Source organism: Mycobacterium sp. 1245805.9 (assembly GCF_001672915.1).
GTDB lineage: Bacteria > Actinomycetota > Actinomycetes > Mycobacteriales > Mycobacteriaceae > Mycobacterium.
Genome location: NZ_LZKR01000161.1, coordinates 1 through 15,689, shown reverse-complemented (window position 1 = coordinate 15,689; position 15,689 = coordinate 1). Strand labels below are relative to the sequence as shown.

Below are 15,689 nucleotides of genomic sequence, written 5' to 3'. Positions count from 1 at the left end.
CGACCTCGTCGGGGTATGGGTGCACTCGGACAGCAAGAACGGCAAGGACGCCGGCGAGCTCGCGGGCATCGACCCGCTCGGCGTCGCCGCCACCCAGGACGAGTCGGCGATCCTCGGCGGCGACGCGGACTGCGTCGTCTACGCGGCTCCGGCGCCGCCACGAATGAAGGAAGCGATCGGCGACCTGTGCCGAATCCTGTCCGCCGGAAAGAATGTCGTCACGACCGCGATACCGGGACTGGTCTACCCGCGCGGGTCGATGCCCGCCAAGGTGACCGACGCGATCCGCGGCGCGGCCGAAGCCGGCGGCAGTTCGCTGTTCTCGAGCGGCATCGAGCCGGGATTCGGCGCCGACCTGTTCCCCATCGCGCTGATGTCGATGTCACACAAGGTGTATTCGGTGCGCGGCATCGAGATCACCAACTACTCCGAATATCCCGCCGAATACGACATGCGCGAGCTGTTCGGGTTCGGCCAGCCCCTCGACTACCAAGGCGGGTTGATGATGCCCGGCGTGCTGCGCTGGGGCTGGGGCGCCGCCGTCACCATGGTCGCCGACGCGCTGGGGGTGCAGCTCGACGGCATCCGCGAGACGTGCGAGTTTCTGCCTACGCCGCGCGAAATCCCCACGGCCTTCGGGCTTGTCGAGGCGGGAACGGTCGGCGCCACCCGGGCCCGCTGCATCGGCGTCGTCGACGGCGTCGAGGTCATCACCATCGAGCACGTCGACCGCATCGCCGACGACCTCGCCCCGGACTGGCCGAAGGGCCGAACCGGCGGCACCGACGGCATCTGGCGCGTCGTCATCGACGGCGAACCGAGCTTTGACGCCGAGTTCGAGGTGGGGCATCGACCAGGCGACAGCCACAACGATCACGGGCTTTTGGCGACCGGCATGCGCGCGGTCAACGCCATCCCCTGGGTCTGCGAAGCCGAGCCGGGAATCGTTGACGCGCTGCACCTTCCGCTGACCTCCCCGGTGGGAGGGCTGCACCCGCACCGCGACGGGATCTCCGCCTTCTGAGACTCCGGCTTATCGCCTGTGGCGCCTACGCCTGATCGCTGATTTCTGGGCTCTTGACGACACTGATCCGGTCGCGGCGGATGGCGGTTTCAATGCGGCTTTGAATCTCGTTGAGCGCCGTCACGACCTCGCCCCGCACCTGGAGCAGCTCCTTGACCTGAGCCTCGGTACGTTCGGTGATCAGTCGCGCGTCGCGCTCGGCGGCGGCGATCAAGGCAGCGGCCCTGAGGCGTCCGTCCTTTTCGACACTGGCGATCTGCGTCTCGGCCTGCTCCCAAGCCGACTTGATCTGCTGGTCCAGACGTTGTTGCGCCTCACGGCGGCGTCGTTCGTCGTCCTCGGCCAAGCGGAGCTGCGCCTCGCGGCGGCGGCGCTCGGCTTCCTCGGCTTCCTCCGCCATTCGCACGCACTCGTCGCGAGCGGCATTCAAAAGCTGGTCTGCTTCGGCCTTGGCCTCGGCCAGGATCTGCTCGCGCCGCGCAGCGGTAGAAGCCTGCAGCTCGGCTAATGCGACGCTGGCAGCGGCCCGATCCTGCCTGGCAGCCTCCAGCTCGTCGCGGAGTTCTTCGGTGAGTGCCTCGGCCTCTTCGCGGGCCATCGCCTTGGTGCGCCGCGCCTCGTCGGAGGCCACGCGCATCATCCGGGCAATACGGTCGGACATCCCCTCGACCGAATCGATCGGACCGGATAGGCGAGTGATTTCGCTGCGCAACTGGCTGTTTTCGGAAATGAGCCGTTCGCGATCGGTTTTGGCGTCCGAGAGTTCGTGCTGCAACTCCTGGATCCGCTGCTCAAGCGAAGCGATCTCTCCGTGAATCCGCTGCAGGTAGTCAGTCACTTGAGCCTTGTCCAGGCCTCGTAACTGAGTGTCAAAGGTGGGCGTTCCGTGTGGCACCTGCATCTCCCCTGTTTATCTACGACGATCTCGGCGGATAAGGAAGGTTCGGCGGGCAAGGCCGGCGCCCATCGAAGACCTTTCGAAAACGGTTGCGCTACATCAAATCCGGCTAGCCAATACTGCGCAGCGTCCCGTCTGTGCGACGGTCCTCAGGAGCCGCATGCGCGCCATGAGCCGAAAACGGATCCGAGGACTCGGAGGGCCGCCGAACGGCCTCGACACGGTCGATCGGGATCACGGAGCCATCCAGCCGGTTGAACTTGTTGTAGAACTCCCGCAGCTGGCTGGCGATATTCGTCCGCACCTGAAGGAGTTCATCCAGCTTGGCCTGCGCTAGTGCTCGCTGAGCGTCAATGTCACGTTGCATTCGGGTCAACGTTTCCTCGGCGGCTTCTTTGGCCTGCCTGACAATGTCGGCGGCATTGGTGGCAGCCTCGTCCCGAAGTCGGGCCATGTCCGCCCGCGTCTGCTTACTTTCGGCTTCCAGATCGGCCCGGAGCGTGGCAGCCGCTTCGTACTCGCGATCAGCCTCGGCGATGATGGTGGCGGCACGCTCCTCGGACTCGGCGCGAACGGCATCGGCGTATCGATGTGCTTCAGCCCGAATCTCTTCGGCCTCAGCGCCTGCGGCGTTGAGAATTCTCGAGAGCTGGCCGCTCAGGCTCGCGACATCGGTAGGGATTTCCCCAGCCACCTCACTGAGGCGCGCCGACGTTACCTCCAGGTCGGCCTGCGATCTGGACAGCTGCTCGCTTAGGGCAACGATTCGCGATTCGCTTCGCCGCTCCAGAGCACGCAAATCGCTGAACTCGTCGTCGCGCGTCTCGACGTGGCTAGCCAGACGTTCCACTTCCAAATTCAAAAGCATTCGGGGGCGTCCGTACTGATTTGCGTCCACGTCCCGCATCGTACGAACACCGAAGTCTCACTGCGGCCATACGATTGAGATATATCCACCCGGCATGCGCGGGGCAGTCACCTGGGCGTGAGGACTTCACCCATCCGGCTGTTCAGAGTCGATCCTTGGTGGATTCCCATTTGGGATCGGCATCGGGCAAGCTTAGCCCGTCGGAGACGCGCACTTTCCACACGCAATGACGCGGCGCTCGACACCACGATCGCTTCTCCGGCATGGCGCCCTCGGGGCGCGTCACCTCAGGGCACCGTCTAGCCGATCGGAGCAGAACGTGAGTATGGACACCATCGGATTTCGTGATGTCGAACGTTTCATCCACTTGTGGTGCCTGTACGAACGCGGTTTCTCCGAGGGGATGTCGGCAGCTATCGGAACGGTTGAGGAATTGCTGCGCGACGAACACATAAGCAATCAGGACCGAGTGATCCTGCTTGCACTCTCCGACTCGCTTCACAAGGTGAAAAGGACTCGCCTATTTGGGAATTCATGGTGTTGACGGCGTGACGCTTCGTCCGCCAAGGCCCCGATTTCCGGAAGGCTCGCCCGGAATCTCAACATCGGGAATCGTCAAACAGCTCCACCCTGCGCAGGCAGCGTCAGCGTGAGTTCGTAGCCACCGTCGCTGAGGGGCCGTGCCCGTAAAGTACCTCCGAGTAGTTCGGCGCGCTCCCGCAAACCCAGTAGCCCATGCTGCGCTCCGGGTAGCTGGTTAGGTGGGCGGTCGGGTCTGCTGTTGGTCAGCGTCAAGGTCACGTGGCGGCGGTCGATCTCCAACTCAACCTTGGCGGTCGCGCCTGGAGCATGCTTGGTGATGTTGGTCAAACCTTCTTGCACCGCGCGATATACGGCCTGCTGGACGGCGGGCGAAGGGGCGATGGCACCGTCCGAACGAGTGCTGATGACAGCCCGCACACCGGAAGTCGCGACCAGCTGGGCTATGTCCTCGATCCCGGGCGGGGATGCCACGTCGGCGTGGTTACTGCCGGCAGCGCGCAACACCCCCACCATTTGGCGCAGCTCGTCGAGCGTCTGCACGCTGAGCGCGCGTATCGTGCTGGCTGTCTGCGCGATCGCGGGGTCGCGCGCTGTGACCTGCAGGGCGCCCGCCTGCACCGCGATCAGGCTCACCTGGTGTGACACCACATCGTGCATCTCCCTGGCGAGATCGGCGCGTTGGCGTGCTAGCGCACGCTCGATGAGCAACTGCTCCTCGTGCCGGCGCACGCGTTCAATTTCAGCGAGCTTGCCGGAAAGGTCGGTGCGCGCCCGAATCAGGAGGCCAAGCAAAATCGGTGCGACCGCGAAGGTTACGCCGTAGAGGCCAGCCCAAGTGATGCTGAGAGCCGAGTATGGCTTGGCCCATGGAGCGGCGTAGCAGGCGAAAGCCGTGGCGCCACAGACGATTAGCGCGCGGGGGGTCGGCCGTCGTTGCGCCACCGTGAACAGTCCCACCTGGGAAGCCAGCATTCCCGTCGTGACCGCCGACGCCGCAATCGTCAACGCGAACGCCGTGTAGGGAGCCCTTTCACGGAAAAACAACCCGATGATGGCGAGACCCGCTAGCAGGAAGCCCGGCAAAACTGGCAATTCCAAGTCAGGAAAATAAGTCCGGCTGTAGAGGGTTGACACCGTGGAGTCAGTGGCCGCGAGTGCAATCAGCGCGCCATTAATGGCGCGCTGACGGGTGATCGCTGAGGGCCGCCAGGAAATCATGGCGGCTCCGCATCGAGAATCCCCGCACGCTGGGCGACGACCGCCGCTTCCAGTCGCGTTTTAACCGAGAGTTTCCCGAGGATGGCGCTGACCTGATCTTTGACAGTGCCGACGCTGGAGAAAAGTTTCGCGGCGATCTCGCCGTTTGAGTGGCCGCGCGCCAAAAGCTGGAGCACCTCGATCTCGCGACCCTTGAGCCTCTGCACTTTCCGCACCGCGGACCGATCGACGCGGTCGTCAAGGTATCCGGCGATCACCTTCGGGGCGACCTTTTCCGACAGCACGAGGCCGCCCGCGGCAAGCGTGCGCACCATTGCCGGTAGCCGCAGGGGATCGGTGTCCTTCAAAAGGAATCCAGTCGCGCCGAGACGCAGCGCCGACGCGATGTATTCGTCCGCGTCGAAGGTAGTCAGCATCGCCACAACCGGCGACCAGCTCGCGCTCTTCAGCTCGGCCAACACCGCTAAGCCGTCTTTTTCGGGCATCCGGATATCGAGCAATACCACATCCGGTTGGCGTTGAGTGATGACCTCCACGGCATGCACGCCGTCGGTAGTCGCGATCACATCGATGTCTGGCGCGGCAGAAAGGATCAACTCAAAGCCTGATCGAATCAAGGCTTCGTCGTCGACGATGACCACAGTGGCCACGTGTGACGACACCTCCCCGATTAGCCGAAAGCCCCTTTCAGAGAAACTACTCGCAGCGGAGGGGCGAGGTGGTTTGGCGGGCTAAATTTCCGGCCGGCTGGATGGTGAAATTAGCCACTTGCCCCTTGCTTATCCATCGCATGGGACCGGCAGAGGCGACAAAACAACTGCGCTCCGTCACGTTTTGTCCGTGGATTGCGGGTGCTACCGGTCGAGGGCCTTCGTGCCGAACGGCTATTGCGCCGGGACCCCTTCTGGTCACCAGCTGTCGTTTCCCCCGCCGGAGTCAAACCCACCGCCCGAGTCGAACCCGCCACCGAAGTCGCCGCCACCCGAATCGAAGCCGCCGCCACCCGAATCGAACCCGCCGAAACCGACGTCGCCGCCCCCCGAGTACGAGTCGCCGCCGAACCCGGTGTCGCCGCCGCCCGAGTACTGGTAGTTCCCGTCGAAGCCGACGTCGCCCTGCTGGCTGTCGTAGCCGCTGTCGAAGCCGCCGCCCTGGGTGCCGTCATAGCCCGAACTGGCCAGGGCCGAGTCCCGCCCGTCCTCGAAGCCGCGGTCATAGCTGCCGCCCCAGTGGTCGTCGAGCAGGGCATCGATCAGCAGGACATCGGCGATGGCCCAGCCCCAGCCCGGACCCCAGAACGCGTACGGGTAGTAGCCGGGGTAGAAGAACATCCCGTTGTAATAGCCACCCGGGTAGTAGTTCGGGTACCCCGGCTGCGGGGTGGTGCTGTAGTTGTTGTTGTTGATCGTCACGACCTGCCCGGTGTCCGGGTTCCTCGCCTGCACCGTGGCCTGCTTGCGGTCCTGCGGCGGCACCGACTTCACGGCGCTCACGTTCGGGATCGCCGCCGGGTTCAGCTTGCGGTTCGCCTTGTCGACGGTGGACTGCACGGCGCGCAGGTGCGCCCGCGCCGCGGTGTAGTCACCCGCCTGGTACGCCTTGCGGGCGTCGCCCAGGCTGGCGTTCGCCTTCAACGACTCGGCGCTGACGTCGACGTCGGAATTGGCGACGACCGCGCTATCTAGGTCGGCAACCTCGGATTCGGCGGCGATCATCTGTTCCTTGATCCGTTCGCGCGCCTCGGCGTCCTTGCGGCGCTTGCGGTTTCGGCTCACCGCGAACCAGATCGCCAGCACCACGCCGACGAAGCCCAGCAGCACCCACAGCCAGGTCCAGCTGGTGTGCTTGGCCGTCCCGACGGGCGAGGTCGTCGCCGGCCCGCCCGACGAGACGGTCGCACCGGCCAGCTTGCTGATGAAATCACTGGTCGCACCGTAGGGGTCGTTGCGGTGCGCCCGGGCGGACTGGTCCAAGAACGAGTTCACGCTGTCGGCGACCTCCCGCGGCACGTTGTAGGCCCGCACGTGGTAGCCCTTGGCGTCGATCACCAGGATGACGCCGCTGAACCCGGGATCGCGGCCCAGGATGATGTTGTGGATGGCGTCCGCCGTCGTCACGCCGGTCTGTTCGGGGGCCACCGCGGCCACCCACAGCCGGGGTGCCGAGCTCCACGCCCACCGGCTGGTCAGGATCTGGTCGTTCAGCCTGTCCGGATTCTGCAGCGGCGGCCTGGCCGCCGGGTCGGCCACGACGTGCGTCTGCGCGTTGAACCTGTCCACCACCTGCTCGGTGTAGCCGTCGGCCGAGGCCGCCGGCGCGAGCAGCATCGCCAACGCCCAGATGAGCGGGATCGCGAGGATCCGGCCAAATCGTCGAGTCACTTTTCTCCTGACCTCGTCTTGTGCTGATCGAACCACACGGCCACGCCTCGCCGCCCGCCGATTCACGGCGAGCTGAATCGGCACAGTATTCCCACGGGCGTTTGGGGGATGCAATCAGGTGAGCGCGGGCAGGACCTTGTCGGTGAGCAGCTGGACCGACTTCCACGCCTCGTCGACGGGCATGCCGCCCACCAGCGGGTGCATGACGAGCGGCCCATAGTCCTCGGCGTCGCGCACCTCGGCGATGAGCTGGTCGGGGGTGAGGAACCGATACCGCCCTGACGCCCTGACCTCGTCGAGGGTCTGAACCCCCGGCAGGTGCATGAGCGAACGCTGGTCGACCGACCATCCACCGTAAGTGACTGCCTCCCAAAGGATGTGATCGCCGAGGTCGGCCCAGGCCTGATCCGGGTCCTCGTGCAGGAAGATCATCCCGCGGTTGATCGCCGGCGGCATGACGACGAGGGGTTTGATGCCGACCTCGGCGCACAGCTCGCGGTAGTAGGCGGCGATGTCGGGCAGGTGGTCGGCGAGGCTGAGCGGGAGCCGAAAACGCGCCGCCCGCCGCGCCGTCGCGCGCGAACCGCCGCCGACGAACAGCGGTGGATGCGGGCGGGTCCACGTCCCGGTGCAGACCCCCGCGTCCGCGGCACCCGACCATACGGACAGCATCCGGTCGACCAGGGCGTCCATCAGCTCGCCGCGGCGGCCGAAATCGACTCCGAACGCGTCGTATTCGACCGCGCGATAGCCCAGGCCCACGGTGGTGAGCAGCCGGCCGCGGCTCATGTTGTCGACGAGCGCGATGTCTTCGGCGAGCCGGACCGGATTCCACAACGGTCCCAGCGCGCAGTCCACGCTAGCGATCAGCGTGGTGGTTCGGGCCAGGAACATCGACGCTGCCATGATCGGGTTGCAGCTCCAGCCGTGCCCGGTCGCGTGATGCTCGTCGACGCTGATCGAGGTGATGCCGTTGGATTCGCCCCACTGCGCCAGCTCGAGCGCGGCGTTGAGCAGCCCGCTCTGGGTGCGCGGATCACCTTGCGGCGACGCAAAATTGAAGCGCAGCACGGTCAGCAGCACGTCATGCCTCCGGCGGGCCGGCCATCGACCGCAGGAAGGCGGGGAAGTCGGGGAAGAGCGCGCGGTCGACGATCTCGATGCGGGTGCCGGAAGCGTCCGTGAAGTAGGCGAACAGGGAAAGCTCGGACCCGGGCGTGTCGGCCGTCATCTCGAGGGTGAAGCCGTTGGCCTCCAACGCCCGCGCGCTGTCGGCCAAATCATCGGTGAAGTAGCCGAGGTGGTGGACGGCGTTGCCCGGCGCTGCGGTCCACGGAGTTCCGGGGACCTCCTGCACCAGTTCGACGTGGGGGCCCTGCAAGGAGTAGACGATCGTGGAGGTCAATTCGCGGACGCCGAGGGCGGTGCGAAAGGGCAGCGTATAGCTCATCGGCGTGATCCATCGGTAGCCGGCCAGCGCGCTCAGCCTGGCCATCGCCTCTTCGAGGTCGGGCACGACGACGCCGGTGTGGTAGAAGTCCTGCGGGTGCAACGCGAATGTCATTGGGAGCCCCTTGCTTTCAGACGCAGTCGGACGCGCCGTCGACGACGAAGAGCGCGCCGCTGGTGTAGCTGCTTTGCTCCGTGCACAGGAAGGCCACCGTCGGCGCGATTTCCCCGACGGACCCGAAGCGGTGCAACGGGATGTGGGCCAGCTCGGATTCGACCAGCTCGGCCGCGCCGTGCATGGGCGCGGTCATCGGGGTGTCGATCGTACCCGGTGCCACCGCGTTCACCCGGATTCCCTTGCGGGCCCACTTCACCGCGAGGTTGCGCGTGATGCAAACGACGCCGGCCTTCGCGGCGCCGTAGCCGGGGACCAGCGGGACGGCGCGCAGCGCGGACATCGAGGCGAGGTTGACGACGCTGGCGCCGCCGGCGGCGGTCGACGACTTCAGCGCCGGGTACAGCGCGACGGTGAGCCGGTACGGACCGGTCAGATTGAGCGCGACCGACGCGTCGAACCCGTCGGGTTTCGACTCGTCGAGGCCGCCGGGGAAGTTCGCGCCGGCGTTGTTCACCAGGACGTCGAGGCGCGCGAACGTGCGCGCCAACGCGTCCACCGATTCGGGGTCGGTGATGCGTAACTGTTGATAGGCCATGCCCGACATGTCGGTGTCGTAGTCCGTCGCCGCGGGTTTGGTTCCGGTGATGGTGACGTCGGCTCCGGCGTCGCGGAACAACGTTGCGGTGGCGTAGCCGATCCCGCTGGTGCCGCCGGTGACCAAGACCGTCGTGCCGGTGAAGTCGAAGCTGACTCGCGCCATCATGCGTCCCTCGCTAGTTGGTTTCTGAGCCAGGCACTTTCCCAGAAGTTGGTGCTGTCGGCCAGCAGCGTCTCATGCGCACTGTTCAACACGTCGCGGGCCCCGGTGTGCTCGCGGGGAACCAGTTCGGCGAGGTGGATGGCGTGCAGCGGCTGCCCGGCGTCGAGGTGCGCCCGCGCCCTGTCCACCAGCGCGTCGGCGCCGACGAGCTCCACCACGTCGGCGGCGACGGCGTCGAAGCCGACCGGATACAGTTCGGTGGTCGAGCGGTGATGGAACCAGCCCGAGTAGTTCTCCCACACGGCGCGCACATCCCAGTCGACCTTCCCGTAGCCTTGGCCCACTTCGCATTCCGGGGGCAGGGTGATCTCGCGCATCAGGGTGCGGACGTCCTTGCCCGCGTTCATCCCGGCGACGGTCTGGTCGTGGATGTGCTGGATCGCATCGCGCAGGCGGTTCAGTTCGGCGTGGATGCGTTCCCGCCCCGCGATCGGCGCGAAGTGGCCGGTCACCAGGAGTTCCGGCCCGAGATCACGGACCCGCTCGACCGATGCGATGGCGGTCAGGGCGTCGCGGTACCGGTCGCCGCGCATCGTGACGAGGTTGGGAATGTGTCCGAATATCGGGCCAAAGGTGTTTCCGCACAAGCAGATCCGCTCGTCCGGCAGCCACACCACCAGCGAGTCGGTGGTCTCACCGCCGGGCACCGCTATCAACTCCATGCGTCGGCCGCCGAGCTCCAGGGTCAGGGTGTCCTCGAAGTCGAGGTCGACAATGGGCACGCTCTGGGCGGGCAGCCGCTTGGTGCCGAGCCGGCGCTGGATGTCTTGGATGCCCGACGCCAGCTTGTCCTTGAAGGCGAACGCGCTGCGGGCGGCGCGGTAGGGGATCAGCCTTTCGTTGTCGTCGCGCCAGGCGGTCCAGTTCGCTTGCGCGACAACCGTTGTGTCGGGGTCTCGGACGCTGCCCAGGCCGCCGACGTGGTCGACGTGGCCTTGGGTGAAGATGATATAGCGCACCGGCGAGGGATCGACGGCGTCGAAGTTGGCGCGGTGCACCGGCCCCTCGAAGCCCATGCCGGTGTTGACGATGACCCGGCCCTCGGCGGTGGTCAGCAGGTAGGCGTTCGACAGCCCCGGCGAGCACCACAGTCCCGGGGCCATCTGCTCGGCCTTTTCGGCAGACGCCGGGCGCAGGGCGTCGGCGCCGGGCCTCTCGCGATAGATCGGCTCGAACATGGCGGTTGACTCCTTCATTCGGGCCGGACGTCGAATCGGGAGAAATAGAACTCGAAGCGCCCGCGCAGTTCGTCGGGCGAGATGCCGAAGTGCCGTTGCAGCGCGTAGCGAACGCGGCCGTGTTTGCCGCGTGGGTTGCCGTCCAGGTAGTTCTGCAGGCGGCCGCGCACCTTGGGTGTCAGCTCGACTCCCCCGCGCTGGTAAAGCTGCTCCAGCAGCGGCATTTCGTTGCCGTTGAGGTGGTGGAAGCTGATGTCGATGCTGCGTTCGGCCGGAACGAGGTCGCGGTCGCGCACGCACGCGCCGAGCAGCCGCCGGACGCGGTCGCTCCAGTAATCCAGCAGCCATTCGGGGTCGATGGAGGTCCGGCGCAGCCGGTCGGAGTAGGCCATCATCGTGACGGCCGACTGGACCACGGCGACGGGATCGCGGTGGGTGAACGCCACCGTCGCGTCGGGGAAGGTCGCCATCAGCGGACCGAGCTGCTCGCAGTGCTGCGGGCTCTTGAGCACCCAGGTCCGCGGACCGCGCAGGAAGGTCAGCGCCTGCAGGACCTTCTTCAGGTAGGCGTAGTGCCGGGTCTGGTCGAGACCCAGGTAGTAGTCGCGCCAATCCGGCACGCGCGCATGCCATTCCAGGACGTAGGCGGCCAGGTCGAGGTCGAGGAGCTCGACCTCCTCCTCGATCGCCTCGGGGAAGCGGTCGTGCATGGCGGCCACCACCGGGGCGCTGGCCATGAGCGCGTCGTGCTCGGCCTTGGCCCGCGCGTATCGGGGGTCGACGCCGGAAATGTCGGGGCCTTGGCCACGCGCGGGGATCGGTTCCTGGCTCTCCCAATAGGGCAGCGCGCGCCGGCGCGGGTCGGCCGCGATGAGGTTGACCAGGTGCGTGGTTCCGGATCGCGGCATCCCGACCACGATGAAGGGCTTCTCGATCGGGATCGATTCGATCTCCGGATAGCGCTTGACGAGTTCGGTCAGCGACAGCCGATTGCGCAGCAGGCGAACCACGCGTTGCCGCAGCGACGAACGAGTGAGCTGGGTCAGGCCTTCGTCGGTTTCGATGGCCGCCAGGTGCGCGGTCAGGCGGGCGCCGAATCCGTCGGTGTCGTCCAGGTCGTCGGTGCCTGCCTGCTCGACCGCCTCGGCCAGCATCCGGTCGGCGTCGAAGTCGACGCGCTTGGCCTCGGTGAATTCGAGGATCTGGCGCTGGACGTCGGTCAGCCGGGGCGCCGTCAGGTCGTCGAAGTCGATGTCATCCACATCGCCGACCGTAGAAGCCACGCGAGCTCTACAGGTTGGCCAGGTCGTCGGGAACGTCGACCTTGTGTTCCTGCAGCGCCTCCAGGGGCACCACCTCGAGCGTGCGCTCGTGGGTGGACGCCAACACCACGGGCGCGGCGCACCCGTCGTTGTGGGCCCGGAGCCAGTTCAGGGCGGTGACGCACCAGCGGTCGCCGGGCAGCAGGCCGGGGAACCGGTGCTCGGGAACGGGCGTCAGCAAGTCGTTGCCGATGGAACGCTGGTGTTCCAGGAATTCGGCGGTCATCACCGCGCAGATCGTGTGCCGGCCGAGGTCTTCCTCGCCCGTCGAGCAGCAGCCGTCGCGGTAGAAACCGGTGAGTGGGTCCGCGCCGCACGGTTCCAGCGGACCGCCGAGCACGTTGCGATCAGGCACCGGTTTAGTATCGCGCCCCCGGGTGCGAAATTTGTAGTCACTTTGCCCATCCGATTTCCCGCCGGCGGACACGCCGCCCAGGGAGCCGCAGGCCGCGTTAGCCATTCGGCGCCCGAGCGACCCCACCGCGCGGTAGGTTCTGCCTGTGAAACTTACCGGGGCTTTCCTGGCGGAAGCGGCCGCGACCATCGACAACAAGCTCAATGTCCAGGGCGGCGTGCTTTCGAAATTTACGGTCGGGCCCGACCGGTATGCCCGGGTTGTGCTCGTGGTGCTGACGCGGTCCGACGGCGAGGATTCGGACCGACGGGTCGACGTGGAACTCAAGCCGCCGACGCTCGACGCGGCGCAATACAAGTGGTTCGACGCGCCCGAGGCCGCCGTCGGGGAATTCCCGGGGTTCGCCTTCTTCGAAATCGAGGCGCGGCTGCCCGTTGACGGCCGCTGGACCATCGAGGTCAGTTCCGGCGATTCGTCGGTGTCGTTGCCGCTCGTCGTCGACGGGTGGTCGCCGCCGTCCCTTGACATTTGAGCAAGACCGTTTTCACCCCGCGCGCAATGGCCTTGCACACCAAGGGAATCCGCAGTGCCGCGGTCGTCGGCCCACCCTGACCATCGACCGGTCGCGCGAATGCCCGTAGGTCACAACAAGATAACAATTTCCGCAGCGCCGAGAAGCCGGCGCGACGCGCTGGCCAAATACCGGGTCCGGGGCCCCGGAAAATTTATCGTCATTTGGTGCACCGTCGTACGGCTTTGAAGCTCCCATTGCTGCTGGCGGCGGGCACGGCCCTGGCTCATGTACCACGCGCCTCCGCGGACCCGGCGCCGCGCTCCTCCGGGGAGATCACGCGGTGGTCGCCCGACCGCGCCAACCGCTGGTATCAGGCGCAAGGATGGCTGGTCGGCGCCAACTACATCACGTCGAACGCGATCAATCAGCTCGAGATGTTCCAGCCCGCGACCTACGACCTCCGGCGCATCAACACCGAGCTGAGCTGGGCCCGGGCCTACGGTTTCAACAGCGTGCGGGTCTTCCTGCATGACCAGCTGTGGGCCCAGGACGCGAGGGGCTTCCACAACCGCCTCGCGCAGTTCGTCAGCGTCGCCGCGAGCCACGGCATCAGGCCGCTGTTCGTGTTCTTCGACTCCTGCTGGGACCCGTTCCCCAAACTCGGGCCGCAGCGCGCGCCGCGGCCCGGCGTCCACAACTCGGGGTGGGTGCAGAGCCCCGGCGCGGAACGCCTCGGCGACCCCGCCTACACCCCGGTCCTGCACGACTACGTGACGAGCGTGTTGACCCAATTCCGCAGCGACAACCGGGTTTTGGGGTGGGACCTGTGGAACGAGCCGGATAATCCCGCGCGCGTGTACGCCAAGGTCGAGCGGAAGGACAAGCTGGATCGGGTCGCCGAGCTGCTCCCCCAGGTGTTCCGCTGGGCCCGTTCGGTCGATCCCAGTCAGCCGCTGACCAGCGGGGTGTGGCGCGGCGCCGACCAGGGCGAGCACGGGGGCGCCAGCGCGATCAGCGACATCCAGCTGAGCAACGCCGACGTGATCACCTTCCACTCCTATGCCGAACCCGCGGGCTTCGAGTCGCGGGTCGCCGAGCTCGCGCCGCACGGGCGGCCGATCATCTGCACCGAGTACATGGCCCGCCCCCAGGGCAGCACCATCGAGTCGATCCTGCCCATCGCGAAGCGCCGCAATATCGGCGCCTTCAACTGGGGGCTGGTCGCAGGAAAGACCCAGACGTACTTCCCGTGGGACTCGTGGGATCACCCCTACGCGGCGCCGCCGAAGGTGTGGTTTCACGACCTGCTGCAACCCGATGGCCGGCCCTATCGGGACAGCGAGTTTCAAACGGCCCGCAGCCTGAGCAGTGGCGGGCCCACTTAAGACGCGCTCCGAGCTCCGCTAAGTGCTGGTGGTGGGAAGCAGTTCGGCGATGAGCGCGTGGACGTGCTCGGCGATGGCATCGCGGATGGAGCGAACGATGTCCGGGGGTTGGCCTTCCGGGTCCTCGAGTTTCCAGTCGCGGTAGACGACTCCGGGGAAGTAGGGGCTGATGTCGCCGCAACCCATGGTGATCACGATGTCGCTGCCCCGCACGGCGCCGGGGTTGAGGAGTTTGGGGGCCGTGGCGGTGATGTCGATGCCAATTTCCGCCATCGCTGCCACGGCGGCGGGGCTGATCACGGAGGCGGGTTCGGTGCCGGCCGAGCGGACATCGATGCGATCACCGGCGAGGTGCGCGAGCAGCGCGGCCGCCATTTGAGAGCGGCCGGCGTTGTGCACGCAGACGAACAAGACGCTGGGTTTGGCTGTCATCGCCGGGGGTTCCGGGAGTGGATTGCAGCTATGGAATTGTCGATCCGAAATTTCCCCATTTTGTGCCCAAACGTCGCCCATTCAGCAGCGCTGGGGCGTTAAGCAGGCGCGTTACCTGCGGTTCTTATTTTTTCCTTGGCGGTGGCGGAGGGATTTGAACCCTCGGACGGTGTTAGCCGTCACACGCTTTCGAGGCGTGCTCCTTAGGCCGCTCGGACACGCCACCGCCAGGCAGCTTACCGAACCGGAGGCCGCTCGCCCCAATCGCTGATTCTGGCCACCGAGATTGCCGCCGCAGGAACTCACCCTGACCGCTGGCGGGCGAAGAAAGCCTCCAGCGGCGCGGCGCACTCCGGCGCGAGCACACCGCCGCGCACCTCCGGGCGGTGGTTGAGCCGACGGTCGCGGACCACGTCCCAGAGCGATCCAACGGCTCCGGTCTTGGGCTCCCACGCCCCGAACACCAGCCGCGCGACGCGGGCCAACACCAGCGCGCCCGCGCACATGGTGCACGGCTCGACCGTCACCGCGAGCGTGGCGCCCTCCAGCCGCCACCCGTCGCCGAGCACGCCGGCGGCCGCCCGCATCGCCAGGATTTCCGCGTGCGCGGTCGGATCACCAAGGGCCTCACGGGCATTCACCGCCCGGGCGAGCTCTCTCCCGTCGGCGCCGATGACCACCGCACCGATCGGCACGTCGCGCGGCCCCGCCGTCGCGGCGACCTCCAGTGCGGAACGGATCAGGTCTTCGTCGTCGGCAATCACCGACCGAGGCGGTCGATCACCGCCGACAGCTGGTCGGCAAAGCCCATCTCGCGGGCGATACGGCCGAGTTGCTCGTCGGCGTACAGGTCGGTCTCGTCGAGGATGACGCCCAGCACCGCGTCGGGCAGCCCGACGTCGGAGAGCAACCCGAGGTCGCCCTCCTCGAAGGGGTCGGCGTCCTCGAGGTCCTCGGGATCGATGTCGGCGTCGAGGTTGTCCAGCACCTCGGCGGCGATGTCGTAGTCCAGCGCGGCGGTGGCGTCCGAGAGCAGCAGCCGGGTCCCGGACGGGCCCGGGCGCACGATGACGAAGAACTCGTCGTCGACGTCGAGGAGCCCGAACACCGCGCCCGAGCTGCGCAGCTCACGCAGCTCCGTCTCTGCGGTCTGAAGGCTCGTCAGCGCCTTGGCGCCCATGGGA

At 66.8% G+C, this 15,689-nt stretch carries 16 protein-coding genes, 1 tRNA gene and 1 pseudogene; 3 read left to right on the top strand and 15 right to left on the bottom strand.

Annotation, left to right across the window (positions count from 1 at the left end; genetic code table 11):
- On the top strand, positions 1-1,024 hold a 1,024-nt coding region (locus A9X00_RS31455; protein ID WP_067158244.1), incomplete at its 5' end, for a hypothetical protein.
- A 25-nt stretch (positions 1,025-1,049) separates the two neighbouring features.
- Here A9X00_RS31455 and A9X00_RS21665 read toward each other — a convergent pair.
- From A9X00_RS21665 to A9X00_RS21615, 11 genes are all read right to left on the bottom strand, one after another.
- Entirely contained in the window at positions 1,050-1,862 is an 813-nt protein-coding gene (locus A9X00_RS21665; RefSeq protein ID WP_232006898.1) for a hypothetical protein, read from the bottom strand.
- Between the two features lie 169 nt (positions 1,863-2,031).
- Positions 2,032-2,820, bottom strand: coding sequence for a M protein (locus A9X00_RS21660; protein WP_156772220.1), 789 nt, complete (start codon positions 2,818-2,820; stop codon positions 2,032-2,034).
- Between the two features lie 585 nt (positions 2,821-3,405).
- Positions 3,406-4,551 (bottom strand): sensor histidine kinase, encoded by a 1,146-nt coding sequence (locus A9X00_RS21655; RefSeq protein WP_067158230.1) that lies wholly within the window; start codon positions 4,549-4,551, stop codon positions 3,406-3,408.
- The gene (locus A9X00_RS21650) at positions 4,548-5,201 is read right to left on the bottom strand and encodes a response regulator transcription factor (RefSeq protein WP_067158229.1); all 654 of its coding nucleotides are present in this window, start codon (positions 5,199-5,201) and stop codon (positions 4,548-4,550) included. Before A9X00_RS21650 ends, A9X00_RS21655 begins: the two co-directional genes overlap by 4 nt.
- Positions 5,202-5,459: 258 nt before the next feature.
- Positions 5,460-6,932, bottom strand: a complete 1,473-nt coding sequence (locus tag A9X00_RS21645) for a hypothetical protein (protein ID WP_067158228.1) — start codon at positions 6,930-6,932, stop codon at positions 5,460-5,462.
- A 114-nt stretch (positions 6,933-7,046) separates the two neighbouring features.
- Positions 7,047-8,015, bottom strand: a complete 969-nt coding sequence (locus A9X00_RS21640) for an LLM class flavin-dependent oxidoreductase (protein WP_067158225.1) — start codon at positions 8,013-8,015, stop codon at positions 7,047-7,049.
- A gap of 1 nt (position 8,016) precedes the next feature.
- Positions 8,017-8,496 carry a VOC family protein gene (locus tag A9X00_RS21635; RefSeq protein WP_067158223.1) on the bottom strand — a complete coding sequence of 160 codons (480 nt, stop codon included), beginning with the start codon at positions 8,494-8,496 and terminating at the stop codon, positions 8,017-8,019.
- A 16-nt stretch (positions 8,497-8,512) separates the two neighbouring features.
- Positions 8,513-9,262 carry an SDR family NAD(P)-dependent oxidoreductase gene (locus A9X00_RS21630; protein WP_067158221.1) on the bottom strand — a complete coding sequence of 250 codons (750 nt, stop codon included), beginning with the start codon at positions 9,260-9,262 and terminating at the stop codon, positions 8,513-8,515.
- Positions 9,259-10,497, bottom strand: coding sequence for an MBL fold metallo-hydrolase (locus tag A9X00_RS21625; protein ID WP_067158242.1), 1,239 nt, complete (start codon positions 10,495-10,497; stop codon positions 9,259-9,261). Before A9X00_RS21625 ends, A9X00_RS21630 begins: the two co-directional genes overlap by 4 nt.
- Before the next feature lie 14 nt (positions 10,498-10,511).
- Positions 10,512-11,759: a sulfotransferase gene (locus A9X00_RS21620; protein WP_369830778.1), complete on the bottom strand. Its 1,248-nt coding sequence runs from the start codon at positions 11,757-11,759 to the stop codon at positions 10,512-10,514.
- A gap of 28 nt (positions 11,760-11,787) precedes the next feature.
- A complete protein-coding gene (locus tag A9X00_RS21615; RefSeq protein ID WP_067158217.1) occupies positions 11,788-12,174 on the bottom strand; it encodes a DUF2237 family protein in 387 nt (128 codons plus the stop codon).
- 145 nt (positions 12,175-12,319) lie between these two features.
- Between A9X00_RS21615 and A9X00_RS21610 the strand changes: the two genes are divergently transcribed.
- Both A9X00_RS21610 and A9X00_RS21605 read left to right on the top strand, forming a co-directional pair.
- On the top strand, positions 12,320-12,706 hold the full coding sequence (locus A9X00_RS21610; RefSeq protein ID WP_067158215.1) for a hypothetical protein: 387 nt from the start codon (positions 12,320-12,322) through the stop codon (positions 12,704-12,706).
- A gap of 206 nt (positions 12,707-12,912) precedes the next feature.
- The gene (locus tag A9X00_RS21605) at positions 12,913-14,073 is read left to right on the top strand and encodes a cellulase family glycosylhydrolase (protein ID WP_067158240.1); all 1,161 of its coding nucleotides are present in this window, start codon (positions 12,913-12,915) and stop codon (positions 14,071-14,073) included.
- Between the two features lie 18 nt (positions 14,074-14,091).
- On the opposite strand, the pseudogene A9X00_RS21600 reads toward A9X00_RS21605, so the two are convergent.
- From A9X00_RS21600 to A9X00_RS21585, 4 genes and pseudogenes are all read right to left on the bottom strand, one after another.
- Positions 14,092-14,496: pseudogene (locus A9X00_RS21600) on the bottom strand (hypothetical protein); the annotation flags it as partial.
- Positions 14,497-14,641: 145 nt separating this feature from the next.
- Positions 14,642-14,731 (bottom strand) — tRNA-Ser (locus A9X00_RS21595).
- A gap of 76 nt (positions 14,732-14,807) precedes the next feature.
- Positions 14,808-15,266, bottom strand: a complete 459-nt coding sequence (locus A9X00_RS21590; protein ID WP_067158238.1) for a nucleoside deaminase — start codon at positions 15,264-15,266, stop codon at positions 14,808-14,810.
- Positions 15,266-15,689 (bottom strand): tRNA adenosine deaminase-associated protein (locus tag A9X00_RS21585; RefSeq protein ID WP_197515230.1); only part of this gene is annotated, 424 nt, incomplete at its 5' end. The genes A9X00_RS21590 and A9X00_RS21585, both read right to left, overlap by 1 nt.